The sequence below is a fragment of the Methylorubrum extorquens genome, from assembly GCF_024169925.1.
Taxonomy (GTDB): Bacteria; Pseudomonadota; Alphaproteobacteria; order Rhizobiales; family Beijerinckiaceae; genus Methylobacterium; species Methylobacterium extorquens_A.
Map to the genome: position 1 here is coordinate 3659197 of NZ_JALJXF010000001.1, position 23074 is coordinate 3682270.

Here is a 23074-nt window from a genome sequence, read left to right on the forward strand (position 1 = left end):
GGGACCGATTGCCCGGCGCGATGGACCTTTGCCCGCCATCGACGTATTGCGCTGCACGATGGAGCGGACGGCGACACGGATGCTGACGGTGGGTCTCGCGGCGCTCGGAGCCACCGTGCCGCCCGCCGACGCGGGCAGCGCGCGGGCGCAAGCCTCCGAGGTCGCTCCCGACGCAAGCCGAGAGACGCAGGATGGGTCCGAGGCGCGCGCCTTGATCGAAACGCTGAGCGCCCGCCTTCTCGCCGCGCCGAGCGCCACCGCCGTTCTCGAAGCGTGGTGCGCCGAGCGCGGGCTCAGCCCCGATCCGCGGATCGTCGCGGTGCGCGTCCCCGTCCCGGACAAGCCCCCCGGTGCCGCCCGGCGCGAGCGGCTGGCCGTCGGCCCGGACGAGCCCGTGCGCTACCGCCGGGTGCGGCTCACCTGCGGCACCCACGTTCTGTCCGAGGCCGACAACTGGTACGTTCCGAGCCGCCTGACGCCCGCGATGAACGCGGCTTTGGACGGCACGCAAGCCCCCTTCGGCCACGTCGTGCGCCCGCTGGGTCCGAGCCGGCGCAACCGCTCGCTGACGATGCTGTGGCGGCCCGAATCCGGCGGCCTGCCGGGGCCCGGCGAGCCGCTGTTTTCCGTCGAGGCGGTGCTGACGGCGGGTGGCGTGCCGTTCTGCGAGGTTGCCGAGACCTATACCGGAGCCGTGCTCATTCAGGGCGAGCGCTGACGCGGCTCCGGACCGAACACGACGGCACCCCACCCGTCATCGCGAGGCGAAGCCGAAGCGATCCACCGGCGAGACCTTGCCGGAGCAATCGGCGCGCTGGACCGCTTCGGCTTCGCCAAGAGCATCGTCCTGGATATCGGATCCAGGACGATGCTCTAAGTTATTGTCCTCGCTTCGTCTTTTCCGAAAGCCGGCAGTCACCTTTCGCGACGATGCTCTCGTAGTGACGCGATTGAAGCGTGTCCTTTAAAAGTCCTGATCGGCGCGGCGGCCTTCGCGGGCGAGGCGCAGCAGGTTCTGGCCGTAGCTGGTCTTGGCGAACAGCTCGCCGCGCGCCTGCAACTGCTCGCGGCCGATGAAGCCCTGCAGGTAGGCGATCTCTTCGAGGCAGGCGACCTGAAGCCCCTGCCGACGCTGCAACACCCGCACGAACTCGCCCGCTTCCAGCAAGCTGTCATGCGTGCCGGTGTCGAGCCACGCGTAGCCGCGGCTCATCCGCTCGACATGGAGCTGACCGCGCTCGAGATAGGCTTGGTTGACGGAGGTGATCTCGAGCTCGCCCCGCTCCGAGGGCTTCACCTCGGCGGCGATGTCGAGCACCCCATTGTCGTAGAAGTACAGGCCCGTCACCGCCCAGGGGCTCTCTGGCGTCTTGGGCTTCTCCACCAGCCGCAGGGGCCGGCCGGTCTCGTCGAGGGTGACGACGCCGTAGGCCTCCGGATGATCGACGTGGTAGGCGAACACCGTCGCCCCGCTCTTGCGGGCGCGGGCCTTGGCGAGCAGGTCGCTCATGCCGTTGCCGAAGAACAGGTTGTCGCCGAGCACCAGCGCCACGTCGTCCGTCCCGACGAAGTCGCGGCCGATGATGAAGGCCTGGGCCAGCCCCTCGGGCCGCGGCTGCACCGCGTAGGAGAAGGTCAGGCCGAACTGCTCGCCGGTGCCGAGCAGGCGCTGGTAGTTGCCGAGGTGCTCAGGCGAGGAGATGATCAGGATCTCGCGGATGCCGGCGAGCATCAGCACCGAGATCGGATAGTAGATCATCGGCTTGTCGTAGACCGGCAGCAGCTGCTTGTTGATCGCCAGCGTGGCCGGGTGGAGCCTTGTGCCGGAGCCGCCGGCGAGCACGATGCCCTTCATGCGAAACACGTCCTGATCAGTGGGAGCGGGCCGGCCCGACCAGCCGGTCGAGGATGTCGTCGAGCGCCTGCTCCCAGGGGCGGGGCGCGATGCCGTAGGCGTCGGTCAGGCTCTGGGTGGAGAGGCGCGAGTTCACCGGACGCCGGGCCGGCGTCGGGTAGGCGGAGGTCGGGATGCCCTCGACCGGCACCGAGCGTCCGCCGCGCCGGGCCGAGCCCGCGACGATCGCGCGGGCGAAGTCGCACCACGTGGTCGCGCCGTCGTTGACGCAGTGAAAGGTGCCGGTGGGCGCAGCCTGGTCGCCCGCTAGCCGCAGGGCGATGGTGGCGAGTGCGCTCGCGAGATCGGCCGCGGAGGTCGGGCAACCGTGCTGGTCATCGACAACGGTGAGCTTTTCCCGCTCCCCCGAGAGCCGCAGCATCGTCTTCACGAAGTTGCCCCGGTGCGGGCTCACCACCCAGGCGGTGCGCACGATCGCGTGGCGCGGATTGCCGGAGCGGACCGCCATCTCGCCGGCGGCCTTGCTGGCACCGTAGACGCTCTGCGGATTCACCGGCACATCGGGGGCGTAGAAGCCCTCGCCCGCCCCGTCGAACACGTAGTCGGTCGAGACGTGGACGAGCGGAATGGCCCGCCGCTTCGTCTCGGCCGCGAGGATGGCCGGGGCCAGCGCGTTGAGGCGCCATGCGGCGGCGACCTCGGTCTCGGCCTTGTCGACCGCCGTATAGGCGGCCGTGTTGATCACGGCCGCGTAGCTGCGTGCGTCGAGCGCCGCAGCAACAGCGGCCTCGTCGGTGATGTCGAGGCTCTGGCGGTCGGGCACGTGGATCCGCACGCCCTCGGGCCAGGACAAGGCCTGAAGCTCCGTGCCGACCTGACCGGCGCCGCCGAGGATCAGGATATCCATGCTCAGGCGCTCTTGCCCGCGAGGCCGAGGCGCTCGCCGGAATAGCGGCCCTCGCGGATCGGGCGCCACCACGCCTCGTTGTCGAGGTACCAGCGCACGGTGTCCGTCAGCGCCTCCTTGAACACCTTGGTCGGCCGCCAGCCGACCTCGGCCTCCGCTTTGCCGGGGTCGATCGCGTAGCGGCGGTCGTGGCCGGGCCGGTCGGCGACGAAGGTGATCAGGCGCTCGTGCGGGCCGTTCTCGGGCCGGAGCCGGTCAAAGGCGGCGCAGAGCCCCTTCACGACCTCAAGGTTGTTCCGCACCGAGCGCCCGCCGAGCAGGTAGGTCTCGCCGAGCCGGCCGCGCTCCAGCACCGCGACGAGGCCGCGGGCATGGTCCTCGACATGGATCCAGTCGCGCTCGTTCAGGCCGTCGCCGTAGACCGGCAGCGGCTTTCCTTCCAACGCCGCCAGGATCATCAGCGGGATCAGCTTCTCGGGGAAGTGGCGCGGGCCGTAATTGTTCGAGCAGTTCGTCACCAGGACCGGCAGGCCGTAGGTCTCGTGCCAGGCCCGCGCCAGGTGGTCGGAGGCCGCCTTCGATGCCGAGTAAGGCGAGCGCGGATCGTAGCGGCTCTCCTCCGTGAAGAAGGCGTCCGGCGGCAGCGAGCCGTAGACTTCGTCGGTCGAGACATGGAGGAAGCGGAACGTCGCCTTGGCTTCACCGGAGAGGCTCTCCCAGTAGGTGCGGGCGCCGTCGAGCATCACCTGGGTGCCGATCACGTTGGTGCGCACGAAGGCACCCGGATCGGTGATCGAGCGATCGACATGGCTCTCGGCAGCCAGATGCATCACCGCCTCCGGCCTGAAATCGGCGTAGAGGGCGTGGACGCGGGCCGGATCGCAGATGTCGGCCTGCTCCAGGCGGTGACGCGGGTCGTCCGCCAGCGGCTGCAGCGAGATCGGATTGGCCGCGTAGGTCATGGCATCGAGAGTGAGCACCTCGTGGCCGAGATCCTGCACCAGATGCAGCACGAGCGCGGAGCCGATGAAGCCGCAGCCGCCCGTTACCAGAATGCGCATCGATCCCAACTCCGTCCAATTCCTGTCCGCGGGGTCGGCATCCGCGGGATGGGCAAGGGCCACGTTCGGCCGCGGCTACGCCAACCTGAGGTCGCGCTCAAGGCGTTCGACCCAATTATCTCGACACCTTGAACTCAGAACACCCGCCCGAGATCGGCCAGAAGCGGCGCGGCCTTGTCCTTGCCCGAGAGGATCGCATCCGCTTCCGCCACCGGCCATTCGATCCCGATCGCCGGATCGTTCCAGCGCAGGTTCCGGTCGTCGGCCGGGCTGTAATAGGCATCGACCTTGTAGGCGACCATGGTGTCCGGCTCCAGGGTGCAGAAGCCGTGAGCAAAGCCGGCGGGCACGAAGAGCTGCTCGCCGCCCGTCGCGTCGAGCCGCACGGCGACATGGCGGCCGTAGGTCGGGGAGTCGGACCGCAGATCGACGGCGACATCGAGGATCGCCCCGGCGAGCACCCGGATCAGCTTGGCCTGGGCGTTGGGTGCGACTTGGAAGTGCAGGCCCCGAATCGTGCCGGCGGGTGCGGAGAAGGATTGGTTGTCCTGCACGAAGCCGTTGGCGATCCCATGCTTGGATAGGATGTCGGCGCGGTAGACTTCCGAGAACCAGCCGCGATCGTCGCCGTGCCGCTTCGGGATCACCCGCTTGACCGCCGGAATCTCAGTATCGATGACCTGCATCCGCCGCTCCTGACTCGTCCGTGCCGCCTCGCCGAGGGCGTAGGCCGCGCGAAGGCGGCGAAGTCAAGGCCGCACCGTCATGCTCGGCCCTTCCCCGTGCCTTGCGTAACCGTGGCGGGCTGACTACCCCTCGCCGCGGCCGGCGGTCACTGTCGGCGAGGAGGGAAGCTCGAATGACGACGCCGCGCGCCACCCGTTCACGCCATCGCCCGACGCACGCCTTCGCTGCGGCGCTGCTGCTCGCCGTATCCGGCACCGGCGCTCTGGCGCAGAAGACTTCGGACCTCTCCGGCGTATGGCAGACGGAGACAGCGGGCTCGACCGTGCGCATAACCCGTTGCGGCGGCGGCTATTGCGGCGTGATCGCTTCGACCGCCGGAGCCGGCCTCGACGCGCAGAATCCGGATCCGGCGCTGCGCTCGCGCAAGCTCGTCGGCGTGCAGATCATGCAGGCCGGCACCCCGAGCGGCGACGGCTTCGAGGGCAGCCTCTACAATCCGAAGGACGGCAAGACCTATTCGGGCAGCGTCACGCCGAAGGGGGCCGACACCATTGAGGTGGCGGGCTGCGTGCTCAGCGTCCTGTGCAAGCGCCAGACCTGGCGGCGGGTCCGGTAAGTCGAACCCCGGCCTCGGCCGGTTAGTGATCCGCGCTTCCGGGCGCGGATTCCATCGCGCTGTCGATGAGCGCGGCCTTCTCGGCCGGCGGCTCGGCGCTCGCCATGGCCTTCGTTTCCAGAAGAGGCCGCAGGCGGGCGGCAAGCTGCTTGTCGAGGTGGCGGGCGTAGGCCCCCTTGAAGTAGCGGGCGCCGGTGCCGCGACCATAAATGCGGTCGTGGGCGACCGCCATGCGATCGACCTCCGGGCGGCACAGGAAGCCGGTCACCCCGGCCGCCTCGTACCAGCGCCCGTCCCGTGCGAGCCGCATCGCCTTCGGATTGGAGATCACGGTTTCGGCAAAGCAAGCCGTCGCCGCTTCCTCGAGCGGCGCGAGCACCGCGTGCTCGGAGCCGGCCACGTGCTGACGGGCTGGGCGCGCCTCGGCCGAGGGGCCGAGCAGGACGAAGGCAAGACCGACGAACGGCACGGCTCTCATCACGGCTCTCATGGGGCGCCTCGAACGAGTATCGAACGCCGCCAGTGTTCGCCGAAGATCACGCCGGATCTAGGGCGAAAACCGATCCCGGATGTCGCAGCGCGGAACAAATCCGAATCTGTCGCCGGACCGCCACAGAATGTTCGGCGGCGGCCGGCTCCGCGGTGACATAAGCGGGAGGGCGAAATCAGCCGCGCCGCACCGCGTTCCAGTTCCCGCTGCAGCTGATGGGGCCGTCGCCAAGCGTCGACCAGCGGCCGGCGCCGGTGCCGTTGGCCGACAGCCGTCCGACCACCTGCGCGGCGTTGCTGCCGCGGGAGATGGTGCCCCGCACCGTCCCGTTCGCCGCGACGCGCCCGCTGATCCCGACCTCGCCACCGCCGTAGACGGCTTCGCCGCGCTGGATCTGGATGCCGTAGCGATAGGCCCGGTCGCAGGGACCGTCGAGAGTCACGACCTCGATGCTCCAGCGGCCGTCGAAGCGATCCGGGACCTGCACCTTACGCTTGGCCGCTTCCGATGTCCCGGCGCCCCCCACGGCGATGGCGAAGGCGGCGACGGCAAGGATCGGAAGGCGCATGGGGTCAAATTCCAGCTGAAGTCATGGGGCCGTTCTGGCCCGTCTCAGCCGGAAGATTGTCTCGCATCCCGCAGTGTCAAGATTGCTCACGACGCCTTGAGTGTCAGCCCGTCGCGCGCTCGGCGGCCTCCCGCAGGAGCGCCAACAGATCGCAACCGGCGAACAGGAAGCCCCCGACGCCCGCTTGGCGCAGCGTGTCCGCCTCGGCAGGTTTGCCGGCGAGGTAGATCGTGCTGGCGCCGGCTGCCTTCAGCGCCTCGGCCGCGGGCACGGCCTCGGTCTGGTAGACGGTGTCGGACGAGCACAGGCAGGCGATCCGTGCACCCGACGCCTTGAAGGCATCGGCCAGTGCCTTCGTGTCGGAGAAGCCGTCATTGCCGATGGCCTCGATGCCGCCCGCGGCAAAGGCGTTGGCGGCGAAGGTCGAGCGGGCATTGTGAACCGCCACGGGACCGAGATTGGCCAGGAAGACCGCCGGGCGCTTGCCCGTGCGCTCGAAGACGCCATCGGAGGCGTCGCGAAGGGCTTCGTAGGGCTCGGCAAGGCGCTGCGAGGGCAAGGCCCCGTCCGAGGAGGTGCCTGCGTTCGGCGCCACATCGAGCACCGTCACCGGCTTCTCGGCGAGGAAGGGGAACTCGCTCGCGCCGGTCAGCGGCTCCTTGCGGGTCGCCACCGCCCGCGCCCGCGCCTCGGCTACCGCCGCGATCCGGCCTGCGAGAGCGCCGGCCTCCAGGCTCGCAGCGATCCCGCCCTCCCGCTCGATCTCCTGGAAGGCACCCCAAGCCTTCTCGGTCAGTTCGGCGGTCAGCGCCTCGAAGCCGCCCGCGCCGGCCGCCGGATCGGCGACCTTGGCGAGGTTCGATTCCTCGATCAGCACGATCTGGCTGTTGCGCACCACCCGACGGGCAAAGGCGTCGGGTAGGCCGAGCGCCAGGGTGTAGGGCAGAGCGGTCACCGAATCCGCCCCGCCGAGGCCGGCGGAGGCCGAGGCCATGGTGGTGCGCAGGATGTTCACGAAGGGGTCGCGGCGGCTCATCATCCGCCACGCGGTCTCGGCCAGGACCCGCAGCGGCTTGGGCTCGAGGCCGCAGGCCTGCTCGACCCGGGCCCAGAGCCGCCGGATCGCCCGGAACTTGGCGATGGTCAGGAATTCGTCGGCATCCGCCACGAGGAGAACCGCGATGGCGTCGCGGGCCCGCTCCAGATCGTGGCCGCCGGCCTCCAGCGCCCGCAGATAGGCGACCGCCGTCGCAAGCACGGCGGCCAATTCCTGCACCTCGCTCGCCCCCGCCTCGTGATAGGGCCGGGCATCGGCCAGAGCCGCGCGCCCGCGATATCCGGCGAAGGCCGTGAGGGTCTCGGAGAGGCGTGCCTCCCACCCCTGGTCGAGCCGGCCGGTCGCGGCGCGGGTACCGATCGGGTCGAGGCCGAGATCGAGGTCGAGCGAGGACGGGTCGTCGCCACGGCGATCGATCAGTTGCTTGAGGAGCGCCGCCGTCTCGAACCCGGCCGGACCGGCATCGAGCCGCAGGGCGATGAGCGGCAGCATCACGCCCTTCAGCGCCGCGTCCAGCGCATCGACCGACGGAAGTTCAAGCCCGAAACCGCGGGCGGCACGGGCGTCGCGATGGACGAGGACCAGCGCATCGGCGCCGCCTTCGAGGTCGGCCAGCGCCTGTGCCCCGGCCTTCTCGGCATCGGGATGGTCGATGCGCTGCGCCAGACGCCACGGGCCGGGCGCCCGCACCGGCTGGGCCACCGCAGCGGCCGGCTCGTAGAAGGGCTCGATGCGCAGGCCGTCGGCGGTCTTCGAAACGAGGCGTTTCTCGAAGTCGGCCCCCTTCAGCGCCGCCTCGACGGCGCTACGCCAGCGCTCGCGGGTGGCGGGCTCGAACAATTCGGCGAGCGGACGATCTTCCATCTTGGGCGAGACCTTGACGATTCGGCGTTTCCCGACCGCTTCTTGAGAGAGCGGCGACTTGGCCGCAAGCCCTCGCACGGGGTGCGGGCAGACGACAACCGACTTTAGTCCAGGTGACCGCCGCCGCCTCGTTCAAAATCCTGAAGGTTCAGCTAAAAAGAATCAGTCCGGCAAAGCCCAGCGAGCCGACGATGATGCGCCACCACGCGAACAGCCAGAAGCCGTGGCGGGAGACGTAGTCGAGCACCGTCCGCACCACGATCAGGGCCGAGACGAAGGCCGCGACGAAGCCGATGACGATCAGCAGCGCGTCGTTGGAGGAGAGGTTCTTGTAGTTGTCGAGCAGATCCTTGGCGAAGGCGCCGGCCATGGTCGGCATGGCAAGGTAGAAGGAGAACTCGGTGGCCGAGCGCTTGCTCGCGCCCATCAGCATCGCGCCGACGATGGTAGCACCGGAGCGCGACACGCCGGGGATCATCGCCACGCATTGGAACAGGCCGATCTTGAGCGCCATCGGCAGGCTGAACTCGAACACGTCGGTCTTGCGCGGATGCTCGGTCGGTCCGTCGCCGGGGGCGGTCTTCGGCTCGCCGACCGTGTCGTCGATGATGAGGAGCACGATGCCGCCGGCCACCAGCGTGGCGCAGACGATCCACGGATTGAACAGGTAGAGCTTGATATATTTGGAGAACAGCCCACCGACGATCGCCGCAGGCAGGAAGGCCACGAGGATGGCGAGCACGAAGCGGCGCGCTCGCGGATCGTTCGGCAGCGCGGTGGCGATGCTCCACAGACGGCTGAAGTAGACGAACAGGATCGCTAGGATCGCGCCCAACTGGATCAGCACCTCGAAGGTGTTGTTGGGCGAATGGAAGCCGATGAAGTGGCCGATGAGGAGCTGATGCCCGGTCGAGGAGACCGGGATGAACTCGGTGGCGCCTTCCACCACGGCGAGCACGAGCGCCTTCGCGATCAGGACGAGATCCATAAGCCTGCCATTCCTCACGCCGATGTGCCGGCGATCCAGGGCGCGGCAGACGACGGCGATGCGGCAGCTTTGCGGCGGTAGGGTTGACGGGCGGTTACCGGGTTGCGGCGCGTTTGTTAATGAGGTGGCAACGTTGGAGAAATAATCCTGGCGCGTCGCCCCAATTTCGCCGGTGCGACACGGTCTGCCCAGGGCTCTGCCTTCTTCACCGCTGAACCACGGCCTCGATGGCGACGCTCTATCACTCCCCGTTCTGCCCGAACTCGCGCTTCATCCGCCTCGTCCTGGCCGAGATGGGCATGGAGCCGACCCTCGTCGAGGAGCGGGCCTGGGAGCGCCGCCGCGACTTCCTCATCGTCAACCCGGCCGGCACCACGCCGGTGCTGGTGGAGCAGACCGGGCTCGCCATCCCCGGTGCGGGGGTGATCGCGGAATATCTCGACGAGACGCGAGGGCTCGGCCTTGCCGGGCGGCGCCTGCTGCCCGACACCACCACGGCACGGGTGGAGGTGCGGCGTCTGCTCGACTGGTTCCTCGTCAAGTTCAACAGCGAAGTGACGGAGTATCTCGTCACCGAGAAGATCGACAAGCGCTTCATGCCGTCCGCCGCCGGGGGCGGCCCTCCGGACATGAACGCCATTCGTGCGGCGCGTACCAACGTGCGCTATCACCTCCAATATGTCGGTTACCTGATCGGGCAGCGCCGCTGGCTCGCGGGCAACGACCTGACCTATGCCGACCTCGCGGCGGCGGCCCATCTTTCCTGCGTAGACTATCTCGGCGACGTGCCATGGGACGAGGACGAGATGGCGAAGGACTGGTACGCGCGGGTGAAGTCCCGTCCGTCCTTCCGCGCGCTCCTGGCCGACCGGGCGCCGGGGATGCCGGCAGCCGCCCACTATGCGGATCTGGATTTCTGAAACTCGAAAAGGTTGTCCTTACGGGCCGCGCCCTGCGCGAGACGGTCGAGGCGCGCGCGCGCCGTCTCGGCTTCGAGGCGTTCCGCGTGACGCAGCCCCACGCCGTGCCGGAGTTGCGTGAGCGCCTGCCGGCATGGCTCGCGGCGGGCCATCACGGCACAATGGACTGGATGGAGGAGCGGGCCGACCAGCGCGCGGCGCCCTCCGCCCTGTGGGCCGAGACCCGCAGCATCGTCATGCTCGGCATGAATGCGGGCCCGCAGACTGATCCCCTCGAACTCACGCGCCTGAAGGATCGCGCCGCCATCGCCGCTTACGCGCAGCGGCGCGACTATCACGACGTCATGAAGGGCAAGCTGAAGGAACTCGGCGGCTTCCTCTCCGCCCGCTCGGGCCAGCCGGTGAAGGTCTTCGTCGATACCGCGCCCGTCATGGAAAAGCCCCTGGCCCAGGCCGCCGGACTCGGCTGGCAGGGCAAGCACACGGTGCTGATCTCGCGCGAGCACGGCAACTGGCTGATGCTCGGCGCGATCTTCGCCCGCGCCGAGCTCGAACCCGACACACCCGAGACCGACCATTGCGGCTCCTGCCGCCGCTGCCTCGACATCTGCCCGACGGATGCCTTTCCGGCGCCCTACCGGCTCGATGCGCGCCGCTGCATCGCCTACCTCACCATCGAGCATCAGGGCCCGATCCCCGCCGAGTATCGCGAGCAGATCGGCAATCGGGTGTTCGGCTGCGACGACTGCCTCGCGGTCTGTCCCTGGAACAAGTTCGCGGGCGCGTCGCGGGAGATCCGCTTGGCCGCCCGCGACGATCTCGCCGCGCCGCCGCTCGCCGAACTCGCCCGCCTCGACGATGCGGGGTTTCGCGTGCGCTTTGCCGGCACGCCGATCAAGCGCACCGGCCGAGACCGCTTCCTGCGCAACGTGCTGATCGCCATCGGCAACTCCGGTGATGCTGCCCTCGCCGCGGAGGCGGTGGCCTGTCTCGATGAGCCGGATCCGGCGGTGCGCGGTGCCGCCATCTGGGCCTGCGGACGGCTGCTGCCGCGGGCGCGACTGCACGAACTGTTCGCCGCCCATGGACGCGGGGAAACCGAAGCGCATGTGAGGGAGGAATGGCGTGACGCCGCCGCCCTCCCTATGGAAGCGGACGGCCCACGGGAGACCTGACACCGCATGAACCTGTTCGTCTTCGGCCTCGGCTTCTCCGCCCGGCATTTTGCCGAGTGTGAACGGGCTCGCTTCAACGCGGTACGGGCGACGGTGACCGAGCCCGAGCGGGCCCGAAGCCTTGCGGCCGAGACCGGGTTCACCCTGCGCGCCTTCGGACCGGATGCGGACGATCCCCGCATCGCCGAGGATCTGGCCGACACCGACGTGCTGCTGATCTCCGCCCCGCCGGGCCGGGACGGCGACACGGTGCTCACCCGCTACCGCGACGCCATCGCGAACAGCCGCATCGGCTGGATCGGCTATCTCTCGACCATCGGCGTCTACGGCGACCAAGAGGGCGCCTGGATCGACGAGACCACGCCCGCCACCCCGAAAAGCGCCCGCTCGCGCGACCGCCTCGCCGTCGAGAACGCGTGGCTCGCGCTGGGTGGCGAGACCGGCAAGGCGGTGCAGGTGTTTCGCCTCTCGGGCATCTACGGCCCCGGCCGCAATCCGATCGTGAAGCTGCGCGACGGCCGCACGCAGCGCATCGTCAAGCCGGGGCAGGTGTTCAACCGCATCCACGTCGCCGACATCGCCGCGACGCTGGCCGCCTCGATCGAAAGGCCACGGGGGGGCGCGGTCTATAACGTCACCGACGACGAGCCGGCCCCGCCGCAGACGGTGACCGAGCATGCCGCCGCGCTCACCGGACTGCCGCTGCCGCCTGAGATCGATTTCGAGACCGCCGACCTCAGCCCGATGGCGCGCAGCTTCTATGGCGAGAACAAGCGGGTGCGGAATCGCCTGATCCGCGAGGAACTCGGCGTGCAGCTTGCTTTTCCAACCTATCGCGAGGGGTTGGCCGCACTGGTCTCCGACGCGCACCGGTAGGTGGCCCGTCACGCTGCGTCCTGGAAGCCGGCCAGAACCGTTCCGGACGCAACTCGGGATCAGACGAACTGAACGCCGATCCCGTCGTCGGCACGCCGCACGAGGCGGCAGCGCCGGGACGGCTCGCCGTCGATGTGGAGGGTGAAGAGGTCCGGCAGGTCCACAGCTTCGAGCGCCAGCTTGGCGCCGCCCTCCGAGATGTTAAGAACCGTGCAGGGCCGGCTCTGAGGCTCCCCCGCTTTCCGCCCACGCTCCGGCACGAACGCGACATGGCCGGAGCGCGAGGAGCGAAGGCGCTCCTCGCCCCGCCGCTCTTCCAGCCCGACACCCCAGGCATCGAGGCGGCTTGCGAACTCTGCCACGCTCGCGGCGGTGGCCTGCATGTCGCTGTTGACCTGGCCCGTGGTCGCGCGCTGCCGCGTGCTGTCCGCCGTCGTCTGCGCGATGAAGCCCTGCACGCTGTCGACCACGGTCGCGGTCGAGACCAGGGCCGAGCCCACATCCCGCGAGACCGTCTGCATCGCGACGATCTCGCCGGTGATGCGGGCGGTGGCGGCGCGTGCCTGCGCGGCGAGGCTCTTCACCTCGGTGGCGACGACGGCGAAGCCGCGACCGGCCGCGCCGGCGCGGGCGGCCTCGATCGTGGCGTTGAGGGCGAGCAGATTGATCTGCTCGGCGATGCCTGTGATGACCTCGACCACGCCGGTCATCGCCGCGGCCGCGTCGTCGAGCTTGGCCGAGAGGGCGCCGGCGGCGCTCATGCGGGCCTGGATGTCGCCGACCGCTTCGTGCGAGCGGTTCATCTGCTCGGCGATCGCCGCCGAGATCCGGTGCATCTCCTCCGACGCGCCGGCCACCGCCCTCACCCGGCCCAGCGTCTGCTCGGCCATGGCGAGGGCGCTGGCGCGCACCGTCATGCTCTGCGTGATGTCGAAGGCGTACTTCACGATCTTGAAGGGCCGCCTGGCCGCGTCGAGAACCGGGTTGTAGGAGGCCTGAATCCAGACCTCGCGACCGTCCTTGCCGACCCGCTGGTAGACGGCGGAGGTGAACTGCCCCGCCCGCAACGTCGACCAGAAGTCGGCATAGGCTGGGCTCGCCGCGGTTTCGGGCGTCACGAACATCCGGTGGTGCCGGCCCTGCACTTCGGCCAGGGTGTAGCCCATGGCGTTGAGGAAGTTATCGTTGGCATCGAGGACAGAGCCGTCCAGATCGAACTCGATCACCGCCTGCGAGCGGCGGGCCGCCTCGACCTGCCCGGTCATGTCGGCGGCGACGCGCTTGGCGGCCGTGATGTCGGAGGCGTATTTGACGACCTTGAATGGGCGACCGGACGGATCGAGAATCGGGTTGTAGGTCGCCTGGATCCACACCTCGCGCCCATCCTTGCCGAGGCGCAGGAACTCTCCGGTCTGGTACTCGCCGCGGGCGAGGCCCTCCCAGAAGGCACGGTACTCCGGGGATGCCGCTTCTTCCGGCCGCACGAACAGGCTGTGGTGGCGGCCCTCCACCTCGTGCGGCGCGTAGCCGAGGGCTTCGAGGAAGTTGGCGTTGGCGCTGCGCACCGACCCGTCGAGGTCGAACTGGATCACCGCCTGCGAGCGGCCGATCGCGGCGATCTGCCCGGCCGTCTCGGCGGCGGCAAGCTTTTCCACCGTCACGTCGAGGGCGAACTTCACGATCTTGCGGACCCGGCCCCTGGCGTCGAGGATCGGGTTGTAGCTCGCGCGGATCCAGACCGTGCGTCCGTCCTTGGCGATGCGACCGTACTCCGCCGATTGATACGCGCCGCGCCGCAGATCCTGCCAGAAGGCTTCGTAGGTGGGGCTTTCAGCCTCTCGCGGGTCCACGAACAGACGGTGATGGCGTCCCCGGACCTCGGTGAGCGTATAGCCCATCAGTGAGAGGAATTTGTCGTTGGCGTCGAGCACCGTGCCGTCGACGGCGAAGGTAATGACCGCCTGGGAGCGGTTGAGGGCGTCGAAGATGGACGCAGCATCGGAGCGACGAAGGACGGAAAGCATGGGTGTTTTCGGCTCCACTTGCCGTCCCACGATGCCCGACTTCGTTTAAGAATCTCCTGTTACCCATCAAAAGGTGCACTTCCGTCAGCGCGGACATCGCGGAAGATGCATCCTATTTCGTTCAGATCTCCTCCCGGACCCCCTTGCCGCGGCGCTCGAAGTAGAACGGGATCGCCCGGTAGGGCGGAAAGCCGGCGTCGGCTGCCGCTTCCAGATCGTCGAGGATCACGCGGGTGATGCGCGGCAGGTCGAGCTTGCGCGCGGCGTCGAGATCGACCCAGGCGAGTTCGGTCAATTCCGCATCCGGCCCGACGATACCGGGCCGCTCGGCGACCACCGCCTTGCGATCGACGGCGAAGAAACGGGTATCGAAGCGGCGGGGGCGCTTCGGCGGCGTGATCGCCCGCGCCACCAGATGCAGGGTTTCGAGATCGGGCATGACCCCTTCCTCGGCGAAAGCCTGCCATGCGCCCTCCGGCGCAGTCTCAGGCGGGCCGTAATCGCGGGTGCCGATGAGAAGGCCGGTCTCCTCGTAGGTCTCGCGGATCGCGGCGAGCGCGAGCGAGCGGCCGAGATGGTGGGGCGCGCGCGGCAGCTTGGCGCGCAAGGCGTCGTCGGCCCTCTGCGACAGGGCGCCTGCCACCGGCATCAGCCGGTCGGACGGTTCGATCCGGCCGCCGGGGAACACGAACTTGCCGCCCATGAAGGCGAGGTCGGCATGGCGCCGGCCCATCAGCAGCTTCAGCTTCTTTCGTGACCGGTCGAGTATGATCAGGGTCGCGGCATCGCGCGGGCGCAACGGCACCGGGCGGGGCGGGGCGGCAGACGGATCAGGCCGATCCAAGCTCTCGGGCGTCGCCTGCTCTGCTTCCTGCCTCACCGCCGCGACTCTCCCCCGTGCCGGTTCCGCCAAGGAGCCCGCCACGCGCGGGGGGCAGCTTGCCGAAACCGTGCATGCCGAACGTGTATTGCAGGCCGATCACCGCGCCCTTGACCGGCTGCAACAGCACGAGCGCCAGGACAAGGGTGAGCAACGGCCACACCGTCATCGAAATCCAGAGCGGGACGTCGTAGCCCATCTCGATCTCGAGCACGAGGTAGCCGACGATGTGGCCCACGAGGAAGATCACGATATAGGGCGGCAGGTCGTCGGCCCGGTGGCCCGCCATCTCGAGGCCGCAGGCCTCGCAAGCAGGGCGCACCTTGAGGAAGCGGCCGAACACATGCCCCTCCCCGCAATGCGGGCAGCGGTTGAGGAAGCCACTGGCCATGGCCGAGAGCAGCCGCGTCCGCTCCTGGGGAGCCGGGGCCGGAGGGGAGGCGTAGGTTTCCATGGCCTGAGTCTAGCCCCTTCCGCTCAACGGCGCGAGCCGCGATGGCGCCGCGCGGCATCGCTCTCGGACGCAGCCGCCTTGCCCGAACGCGACTCGCCCTTGAAACTCTTGCCCTTGAAACCCTTGCCCTTCAACGCCTTCGCCTTCGCGGCGACGGCAGCCTTGCTCGGCCTCGTCTTGGTTCCGCTCGGCTTGGTCCCGGAACGGCTGCGCCCCTCCGACAGGATCTCGAAACGCAGCGCCCCGGCCACCGCCGCCGCCTCGACGAGACGGACCTCGACCGTGTCGCCGAGGCGATAGGTCTCGCCGCTGCGGTCGCCGACGAGCGCGTGCAGGGCCTCGTCGTGGCGGTAATATTCGTGGCCGATGGTGGAGACGGGCACGAACCCGTCGGCCCCGGTCTCGGCAAGCTTCACGAACAGGCCCGAGCGCGTCACACCGGAGATGCGTCCCGAGAAGGTCGCCCCGACCCGGTCGGCGAGATAACCGGCGATGAGCCGGTCGATGGTCTCGCGCTCGGCCGCCATCGCCCGCCGCTCGGCGGCGGAGATCTGCTCGGACACCGCGTCGAGCATGCCCGGAGTAGTATCGCCGGCCAGGCCGTCCTTGCCTAATCCGCAGGCACGCACGAGAGCACGGTGGACGATGAGATCCGCGTAGCGGCGAATGGGCGAGGTGAAGTGGGCGTAGCGGCGCAGGTTCAGGCCGAAATGGCCTAGATTCTGTGCAGCGTAGACCGCTTGTGCCTGCGAACGCAGCACCACCTCGTTGATGAAGGGGGCGTGCTCGCTCTCGGCCACCTGGGCGAGGATGCGGTTGAACAGGTCGGGCCGCAGCGCTCCGGCCTTGGTCATCTTGACGCCGACCGAGGCGAGCACCTCGCCAAGCGCGCGCATCTTCTCCAGCGCCGGTTCATCGTGGACCCGGTAGATCAGCGGCGAGCCCGCCTTCTCCAGGGTCTCGGCCGCCGCGACGTTGGCCTGGATCATGAACTCTTCGATCAACCGGTGCGCCTCCAGCCGCTCCGGCACGATCACCCGATCGACGCCGCCTTCCGCGTTGAGCAGCACCTTGCGCTCGGGCAGGTCGAGGGCGAGCGGGCCGCGCGCGTCGCGGGCCCGCTTCATCGCCTCGTAGGCCGCATAGAGCGGGCGGAGCGCCCTCTCCAGTACCGGCCCCGACGCCTCATCCGGCCGCCCGTCGATCGCGGCCTGAGCCTGGGCGTAGGCGAGCTTGGCGTGCGAGCGCATCAGGACACGGTGGAAGCTGTGGCTGCGCTTCACCCCGTCGGCACCGATGATCATGCGCACGGCGAGCGCCGGGCGGTCCTCGCCCTCGCGGAGCGAGCAGAGATCGTTCGAGATCCGCTCGGGCAGCATCGGCACCACCCGGTCGGGGAAGTAGACCGAATTGCCCCGCAACAGCGCCTCGCGGTCGAGGGCCGAATCCGGCCGGATATAGGCGGCGACATCCGCGATCGCGACGGTGACGATGAAACCGCCCGCATTGGCCGGATCGGGATCGACTTCCGCCATCACCGCGTCGTCGTGATCCTTGGCGTCGGGCGGATCGATGGTGACGAGCGGCGCCGCGCGCCAATCTTCGCGGCCGCGCTTGGTCGCGCGCTTGGCCGCATCCGCCTCCGCCAGCACGGCAGCGGGGAAGACATGCGGGATGTTGTGGATGTGCAGCGCGATCAGGCTCACCGCCTTCTCGGAGCCGAGCGCGCCGAGCCGCTCGGTCACGCGCCCGCGGGGCAGGCCGAAGCGGGTCTCGCGCTCCACCGCGACGCTGACGAGATCGCCGTCCCGGGCCTCGCCTTCCTCGCCCGGCGGGATCGCGATTTCCTTGCCTTGCGACTTCTTCTCGACGGGCAGCAGCCGCCCGCCGTCGCGGCCGGCGCGGTAGACGCCGATCACTTCCGCGCGGTTCTTGCCGATCACCTTGATGACGCGGCCGGTGTAGCGGCCGGGTGCCTCCGGGTCCGGCGCGACGCGGACCAGCGCCCGGTCACCGATGCCGGGGGCGGGGCTTTTGCCCTTGCGGCCGGCACGCGGGGTCTCGACGGCGATCTTGGGCGCCTCGCCCTCCCCGTCCCACTGGGCCGGGCGGGCGATCAGGTCGCCGTCGCGGTCACGCGACACGATGTCGACGAGCACGACCGGCGGCAGGCTGCCGCCTTTCCGCAAACCGCCGCGGTCGCGCTCGAGCGCACCGTCGGCCTCGATGTCCTTCAGAATCGCCTTGAGGCCGATCTTGTCGGCGCCCGAGATGCCGAAAGCCTTGGCGATTTCGCGCTTGCCGACCTTTCCGGGCGTCTCGGCGACGAAGGCGAGGATCTGCTCGCGGGAGGGAAGAACGGGGGTGCCCGCCGTCGGATTGATGCGTCTGGCCAAGGAGCAAGGCTCTCCGCGCCGGTCCGGGAAGGCGTGGCGCGTTCGGTTTTTCGTTGATTGGGGAGACCGTTGACGATCCCGGCACCTCTTCAAGATGGGCGCTCAGGGGCGTCAGAACAACGCCGCGGCCCCGGCCGTGAACAGGTTCGGCCCCCTCGTCAGCCCGTGGAAGCCGATTTGCGGATCGTCTCCACCGCCCGATCCACGTCGAAATCGGCCTGCGACAGGTCCTCGAGGGTAAAGGGCGCGGTCCGCGGCAGTGCCAGGTTCACCCGTCCTTCCTCCGGCTGCAGCTCGGGCGCTTCCGCCGCGCGGATCGCCAGGGTCCAGGCGCCATCGATCCGCACCGTGTCCGCCGTCGGCGGGTCGGCGGCGAGCGCCGCGATCTTGTCCGCCGCCGCCTGCCGGAAGGCGAGGCTCAGGCCGTCATCGGAGACGAGTGCGGCCTTGATCAGTTCGGCCAGCACGTCCCTCACTCTGTCGACACTCACGTTCATTCGCCCGCTTTCCTCATCCGCCCGTGCTTCGAGGGGTGCAAACCGAGTGCCGCGCGCAAGGTTCAGAGTGCCTCACGCAACTCCCGGTCTCTGACAGTTCTCGCTCTGGCGATGACAGCGCGGCGGGAGTTTTATGAGACACACTCAGTACGGCGTGCCCCCGGCCCGCTTCGCCTTCAGGGCTTCGGCGTACCACGTCAGTTCGTCGAGAAACTTCTTCGCAGCCCGGCCGAGCCAGTCCTCGGCGGGCTCGCCCGCCTCGCTAAGCGCCTTCTGGACGCGCGGGATCGGCAGGAGCGAGGGAATGCTCGGCGTCCCGAGTTCGGCCAGCATCGCCCGCAACTGCATCGCCGCGCGCACGCCGCCATACTGCCCCGCCGAGTAGCAACAGATGGCGGACGGCCGCCAGAAATACTCCTCGAGGAAGTGGTCGAGGGTGTTCGAGAGCGCGGGCGGGACCGAATGGTTGTACTCGGCCGAGACCACGACGAAGGCGTCGGAACGGCGGTAGAGGGCGGCGAGCCGCTCCATCGGCTCGGGTGCCTCGCCCTTGGGATACTCCTTGTACATCCGGTCGAGCAGCGGAAGCTTCAACTCGGCGGGATCGATCAGCGGCGCCTCGTGGCCGCGGGCTTCGAGCTGCGCCACCAGAAAGCGTGCGGCGCGGAGGCCGGCGCGGTCCGCACGCACGGAACCGAGGATCACGGGGACGGTGAGGGACATGGTGCGGCTCGCGGAGGCGGCAGGGGCTCCGCGCAGTCTATCCCGGCCGGAACCGCCCGTCGCCCTCAGGCCACCACGGCGAGGTAAGGGTCCGGCAATCGGGTCGCAGGCGCGCCGAACGCCCCTTCGAAGGCCGCGATCGCCTCGGCCGGCATCGGTTTGTGGAACAGGTAACCCTGCATCGAGCGGCACCCGACCGAGCGCAGCAGCAGCATCTGCTCCGTCGTCTCGACGCCTTCGACGACGCATTGCAGCGTGAGGTGGCGGCAGAGATCGAGGATCGAGCGCACGATGTTGAGCGAGGTCGCGTCCTCGGTGAGCTGCATGACGAAGCTGCGGTCGATCTTCAGCCGGTCGATCGGCAGCTTCTGCAGGTAGCTGAGGCTCGAATAGCCCGTCCCGAAATCGTCGAGCGCGATGCGCACGCCGAGGGCCTTGAGGGAGGCCAGCGCTCGCCGGGCATCGCCGAGGTCGCGCATCAGCCCGGTCTCGGTCACTTCAAAGACGATCCGGCTCGGATCGATGCCGCTCGCGACGATCAGGCTGGTGAGCCGTTCCAAGCTCTCCGGCGCGGCGATGTCCCGGGCCGAGAGGTTGAAGGACAGGCCCACAGGCTCCGGCCAGTCCCGCATCGCCTCGAGCGCCTTGCGGAACAGGACCCGGGTGAGGTCCTGGATGAGGCCGCTGCGCTCGGCCTCCGGGATGAACGCGGCGGGCGAGACGGGCCCGAGCGTCGGGCTCGTCCAGCGCGCCAGCGCCTCGTAGGCCTCGACGCGGCCCTCGACGACGTCGACGATGGGCTGAAAGGCAAGAACGAATTCCCGCTCGATGTCGGCGCGGCGCAGGGCCTGCTCGATGGCGGCGCGCTGGCGCAAAGTCGCCTCGTGCTCGGGCGCGAAACAGGTCGCGCTGCCGCGGTGGAAGGCCTTGGCGTGGTAGAGCGCGAAATCCGCGCGCTCGATCAGCGTCTCGGCGCTGCGCGCCGCATCGGGGAAGCGGGCAAAGCCGATCGAGGCGCCGATCTGCGCCACGCCCTCGCGCAGGATGTAGGGCGCGCGCAGGAGCGCGCAGATCCGGCGGCCGAGCGCGTCGAGGTCGGCGTCGCCCTCGACGATCAAGCCGAACTCGTCGCCGCCGAACCGAGCCGCCCGGCCGAGACCCTCACCCTGGAGACGCCGGGCGACCTCGCGCAGCACGCCGTCGCCGGCCCGGTGCCCGAGACTGTCGTTGACCGGCTTGAAGCCGTCGAGATCGATCACGCCGACCCAGAACCGCGAACCGCCCGCCTCCGCCCGGCCGACCGCTTCTTCGAGCTGTGCCACGAACGAGCGACGGTTGGGCAGTCCGGTCAGGGAGTCGGTATGCGCGAGACGGCCGTTCTCCTCCGTCAATCCGACGAGATGGCAGAAATCGCGGTGGGCGAAATTCTGCACCACCAACTGCCCGGCCAGCACGACAAGGTAGTTGAAGATCATGACCTGCAGCATGAATTCGCCGAAGATCAGGAAATAGAACCCCACCGGCATGGCGAGGGTGACGAGAAGCCGCGCCGCGGTGCGCAGGTGTGCGAGGCACTGCACGCAGACCAGCATGGTCACGGTAAGGAAGAACAGCACGTGCATGTCGCTGGCGAGATCGCCGTCGACGATCAGCGCCATCGCCCAAACGGAGAAGGCGACCCCGAAGACGGCCGCGAACACGTTGATCGCCCGCAGCCGCGCGAAGGCTTCGCGTTCGTCGGGCACGCGACGCGCCGAACGGATCCAGGCGCCTGCCCGTGCGATGCACAGGACGGTCAGAACGATGGGCGGCCACAGGGTCAGCCAATCGGGGGCTGTGCCGTAATGGGTATAAGCCAGGGCGCCCGCATTGAGGATGAGCGTCGCGTAGAGAACGAGAATCTGCCGGGCGAGCGCCTGGAACTGCGCCGCAGCGAGCACCGGATCGTTCTCGCGCACGGCATAGAAATCGAGGAGGCTACGCAGCCGCGGGAGAACCATCGCTGCCCTTTCCTGTGCGCAACCGAGTGCATCATTTGATGCGGGCGACTTCCTAACAATTTCGCAAGACGCTCAAGGATCGGCGCGCTCGGGCAAAGCAGACCCTTGTGCCGAACGGTGCGTCGGAGGCCTGAAACGCGAAGCGCCGAAGCCTTGTGAAAGGCTCCGGCGCTCGTTCTGGCGTTGTTTCCGACCGCGATACGATCGGGGACGACAGCACATTCCGCGTTCAACGCTATCCCCGGGCTCGTCGGCGCTGCGTTCGCGCCGACGAGCCCAGCTACTCCTCAGAGCGAGTAGTACTGCACGAACTCGATCGGGTGCGGGGTCATCTCGTAGCGCAGCACCTCGGTCATCTTCAGCTCGATGAACGAGTCGATCTGGTCGTCCGAGAACACGCCGCCGGCCTTGAGGAAGGCGCGGTCCCTGTCGAGGTTCTGCAGCGCCTCACGAAGCGAGCCGCAGACGGTCGGGATCTTCTTCAGCTCGCGCGGGGGCAGATCGTAGAGATCCTTGTCCATCGCCGGGCCCGGATCGATCTTGTTGAGGATGCCGTCGAGGCCGGCCATCAGCAGGGCCGAGAAGGCGAGGTAGGGGTTGGCCATCGGATCGGGGAAGCGGACCTCGACGCGCTTGGCCTTCGGGTTCGTCGTCCACGGGATACGGCAGGAGGCCGAGCGGTTGCGGGCCGAGTAGGCCAGCAGCACGGGGGCCTCGTAGCCCGGCACCAGACGCTTGTAGGAGTTGGTGGACGGGTTCGTGAAGGCGTTGAGCGCCTTGGCGTGCTTGATGATGCCGCCGATGTACCACAGGCATTCCTGGCTGAGGTCGGCATACTTGTCGCCGGCAAACAGCGGCTTGCCGTCCTTCCAGATCGACTGGTGCACGTGCATGCCGGAGCCGTTGTCGCCGTAGACGGGCTTGGGCATGAAGGTGGCGGACTTGCCGTAGCTCTGCGCGACGTTGTGGATGCAGTACTTGTAGATCTGCATGTGGTCGGCGAGCAGGGTCAGCGTGTCGAACTTCATGCCGAGTTCGTGCTGGGCGCTCGCCACCTCGTGGTGGTGCTTCTCGACCTTCACGCCCATGGACTGCATCGCGGCCAGCATCTCGCCGCGCATGTCCTGGGCCGAATCCTGCGGCGGCACGGGGAAGTAGCCGCCCTTGGTCTGCACCCGGTGGCCGAGGTTGCCGCCCTCGTAATCGGTGAAGCCGTTGGTCGGCAGCTCGGTCGAGTCGAGCTGGAAGCCGGTATGGTAGGGGTCGGCGCCGAACTTCACGTCGTCGAACACGAAGAACTCGGCCTCGGGGCCGACATAGATCGTGTCGCCGATGCCGGTGGAGCGCAGATAGGCCTCGGCGAGCTTGGCGGTCGAGCGCGGGTCGCGGGCGTAGGGCTCACCGGTCGAGGGCTCGAGCACGTCGCAGACGATCGACATGGTGGAGGCCGAGAAGAACGGGTCCATGCAGGCCGTGACCGGATCGGGCATCAGCAGCATGTCGGACTCGTTGATCGCCTTCCAGCCGGCGATCGACGAACCGTCGAACATGGTGCCGTCCGTGAACATTTCCTCGTCGATCAGGGAGACGTCGAAGGTCACGTGCTGCCACTTGCCGCGCGGGTCGGTGAAGCGGAAGTCGACGTACTTGACGTCATTGTCCTTGATGGCCTTCAGCACATCGGCGGCCGTATTCATGCTGTGCGTCTCCTCGGCAAATTCTGGAAGCGGGGCGGCGAACCATCGGCCGGGCTCGGCCCGAGCCGGTCCGTTCCTGGGCGCGATGGGCTGATCGGGAAAGCGGCACGTCTCGACGGGGCGGCTTCACGCCCGCGGCGTCGCTCCTGATCCGGGTCCGGCCCCCTCTCGCGTCCCCGGCCGGTCTCGCCGGCCGCGCGGACGATATCGTTCGCGCTTGCCCGTTGCCACCCGTCGGCAGGCAAAAAATCCGCGCAATCGCGGGACGTTCGAGGTGTTTCGTCTGCGATCGCGGCCCTTGAACCGTCATATTTGCCGCACAAGCCGCAGCCCGGCGGT

21 protein-coding genes are annotated in these 23074 nt (G+C 68.8%); 5 read left to right on the forward strand and 16 right to left on the reverse strand.

What is annotated here, in order from left to right:
* The first annotated feature begins 58 nt into the window (after positions 1–58).
* Entirely contained in the window at positions 59–718 is a 660-nt protein-coding gene (locus tag J2W78_RS17045; RefSeq protein WP_253374071.1) for a hypothetical protein, read from the forward strand.
* 246 nt (positions 719–964) lie between these two features.
* On the opposite strand, the gene rfbA is transcribed toward J2W78_RS17045, so the two are convergent.
* From rfbA to rfbC, 4 genes are all read right to left on the reverse strand, one after another.
* Positions 965–1855 (reverse strand): glucose-1-phosphate thymidylyltransferase RfbA, encoded by an 891-nt coding sequence (gene rfbA, locus J2W78_RS17050; RefSeq protein ID WP_253372388.1) that lies wholly within the window; start codon positions 1853–1855, stop codon positions 965–967.
* 16 nt (positions 1856–1871) lie between these two features.
* Positions 1872–2762 carry a dTDP-4-dehydrorhamnose reductase gene (gene rfbD / locus J2W78_RS17055; RefSeq protein ID WP_253372390.1) on the reverse strand — a complete coding sequence of 297 codons (891 nt, stop codon included), beginning with the start codon at positions 2760–2762 and terminating at the stop codon, positions 1872–1874.
* 2 nt (positions 2763–2764) lie between these two features.
* Complete coding sequence (gene rfbB, locus J2W78_RS17060; RefSeq protein ID WP_253372392.1) at positions 2765–3823, reverse strand: dTDP-glucose 4,6-dehydratase; 1059 nt, start codon at positions 3821–3823, stop codon at positions 2765–2767.
* Positions 3824–3957: 134 nt separating this feature from the next.
* Complete coding sequence (gene rfbC, locus J2W78_RS17065; protein WP_253372393.1) at positions 3958–4509, reverse strand: dTDP-4-dehydrorhamnose 3,5-epimerase; 552 nt, start codon at positions 4507–4509, stop codon at positions 3958–3960.
* Positions 4510–4682: 173 nt separating this feature from the next.
* On the opposite strand from rfbC, the gene J2W78_RS17070 reads away from it, so the two are divergent.
* The gene (locus J2W78_RS17070; RefSeq protein WP_253372395.1) at positions 4683–5126 is read left to right on the forward strand and encodes a DUF2147 domain-containing protein; all 444 of its coding nucleotides are present in this window, start codon (positions 4683–4685) and stop codon (positions 5124–5126) included.
* A 22-nt stretch (positions 5127–5148) separates the two neighbouring features.
* Here J2W78_RS17070 and J2W78_RS17075 read toward each other — a convergent pair whose 3' ends face one another.
* The 4 genes from J2W78_RS17075 to J2W78_RS17090 form a co-directional block, all read right to left on the reverse strand.
* Positions 5149–5616, reverse strand: a complete 468-nt coding sequence (locus J2W78_RS17075) for a hypothetical protein (protein ID WP_253372397.1) — start codon at positions 5614–5616, stop codon at positions 5149–5151.
* 175 nt (positions 5617–5791) lie between these two features.
* A complete protein-coding gene (locus J2W78_RS17080; RefSeq protein WP_253372399.1) occupies positions 5792–6184 on the reverse strand; it encodes a hypothetical protein in 393 nt (130 codons plus the stop codon).
* 103 nt (positions 6185–6287) lie between these two features.
* Positions 6288–8105, reverse strand: a complete 1818-nt coding sequence (locus J2W78_RS17085; protein WP_253372401.1) for a methylmalonyl-CoA mutase subunit beta — start codon at positions 8103–8105, stop codon at positions 6288–6290.
* 148 nt (positions 8106–8253) lie between these two features.
* Complete coding sequence (locus tag J2W78_RS17090) at positions 8254–9093, reverse strand: undecaprenyl-diphosphate phosphatase (protein WP_253372403.1); 840 nt, start codon at positions 9091–9093, stop codon at positions 8254–8256.
* Between the two features lie 227 nt (positions 9094–9320).
* On the opposite strand from J2W78_RS17090, the gene J2W78_RS17095 reads away from it, so the two are divergent.
* The 3 genes from J2W78_RS17095 to J2W78_RS17105 are packed head-to-tail and all read left to right on the forward strand — an operon-like array spanning position 9321 to position 12064.
* Positions 9321–10013 carry a glutathione S-transferase family protein gene (locus J2W78_RS17095; RefSeq protein ID WP_253372404.1) on the forward strand — a complete coding sequence of 231 codons (693 nt, stop codon included), beginning with the start codon at positions 9321–9323 and terminating at the stop codon, positions 10011–10013.
* 32 nt (positions 10014–10045) lie between these two features.
* Entirely contained in the window at positions 10046–11188 is a 1143-nt protein-coding gene (gene queG, locus J2W78_RS17100; RefSeq protein ID WP_301288874.1) for a tRNA epoxyqueuosine(34) reductase QueG, read from the forward strand.
* Between the two features lie 6 nt (positions 11189–11194).
* Positions 11195–12064 carry an SDR family oxidoreductase gene (locus J2W78_RS17105; protein ID WP_253372409.1) on the forward strand — a complete coding sequence of 290 codons (870 nt, stop codon included), beginning with the start codon at positions 11195–11197 and terminating at the stop codon, positions 12062–12064.
* Between the two features lie 59 nt (positions 12065–12123).
* Here the strand turns inward: J2W78_RS17105 and J2W78_RS24765 are convergent, their stop codons facing one another.
* The 8 genes from J2W78_RS24765 to glnA form a co-directional block, all read right to left on the reverse strand.
* A complete protein-coding gene (locus tag J2W78_RS24765) occupies positions 12124–14088 on the reverse strand; it encodes a methyl-accepting chemotaxis protein (protein WP_301288601.1) in 1965 nt (654 codons plus the stop codon).
* A 121-nt stretch (positions 14089–14209) separates the two neighbouring features.
* The gene (locus J2W78_RS17125; protein ID WP_253372411.1) at positions 14210–14968 is read right to left on the reverse strand and encodes an NUDIX hydrolase; all 759 of its coding nucleotides are present in this window, start codon (positions 14966–14968) and stop codon (positions 14210–14212) included.
* The gene (locus J2W78_RS17130; RefSeq protein WP_253372413.1) at positions 14919–15422 is read right to left on the reverse strand and encodes a DUF983 domain-containing protein; all 504 of its coding nucleotides are present in this window, start codon (positions 15420–15422) and stop codon (positions 14919–14921) included. Before J2W78_RS17130 ends, J2W78_RS17125 begins: the two co-directional genes overlap by 50 nt.
* A gap of 23 nt (positions 15423–15445) precedes the next feature.
* Positions 15446–17818, reverse strand: coding sequence for a ribonuclease R (gene rnr / locus J2W78_RS17135; RefSeq protein WP_253372414.1), 2373 nt, complete (start codon positions 17816–17818; stop codon positions 15446–15448).
* Positions 17819–17976: 158 nt separating this feature from the next.
* Positions 17977–18315, reverse strand: a complete 339-nt coding sequence (locus J2W78_RS17140) for a hypothetical protein (protein WP_253372416.1) — start codon at positions 18313–18315, stop codon at positions 17977–17979.
* 144 nt (positions 18316–18459) lie between these two features.
* The gene (locus tag J2W78_RS17145; protein ID WP_253372418.1) at positions 18460–19038 is read right to left on the reverse strand and encodes an NADPH-dependent FMN reductase; all 579 of its coding nucleotides are present in this window, start codon (positions 19036–19038) and stop codon (positions 18460–18462) included.
* 65 nt (positions 19039–19103) lie between these two features.
* Positions 19104–21038 (reverse strand): putative bifunctional diguanylate cyclase/phosphodiesterase, encoded by a 1935-nt coding sequence (locus tag J2W78_RS17150; protein ID WP_253372420.1) that lies wholly within the window; start codon positions 21036–21038, stop codon positions 19104–19106.
* A 287-nt stretch (positions 21039–21325) separates the two neighbouring features.
* Positions 21326–22735, reverse strand: a complete 1410-nt coding sequence (gene glnA, locus J2W78_RS17155; protein ID WP_253372422.1) for a type I glutamate--ammonia ligase — start codon at positions 22733–22735, stop codon at positions 21326–21328.
* Positions 22736–23074 lie beyond the last annotated feature (339 nt).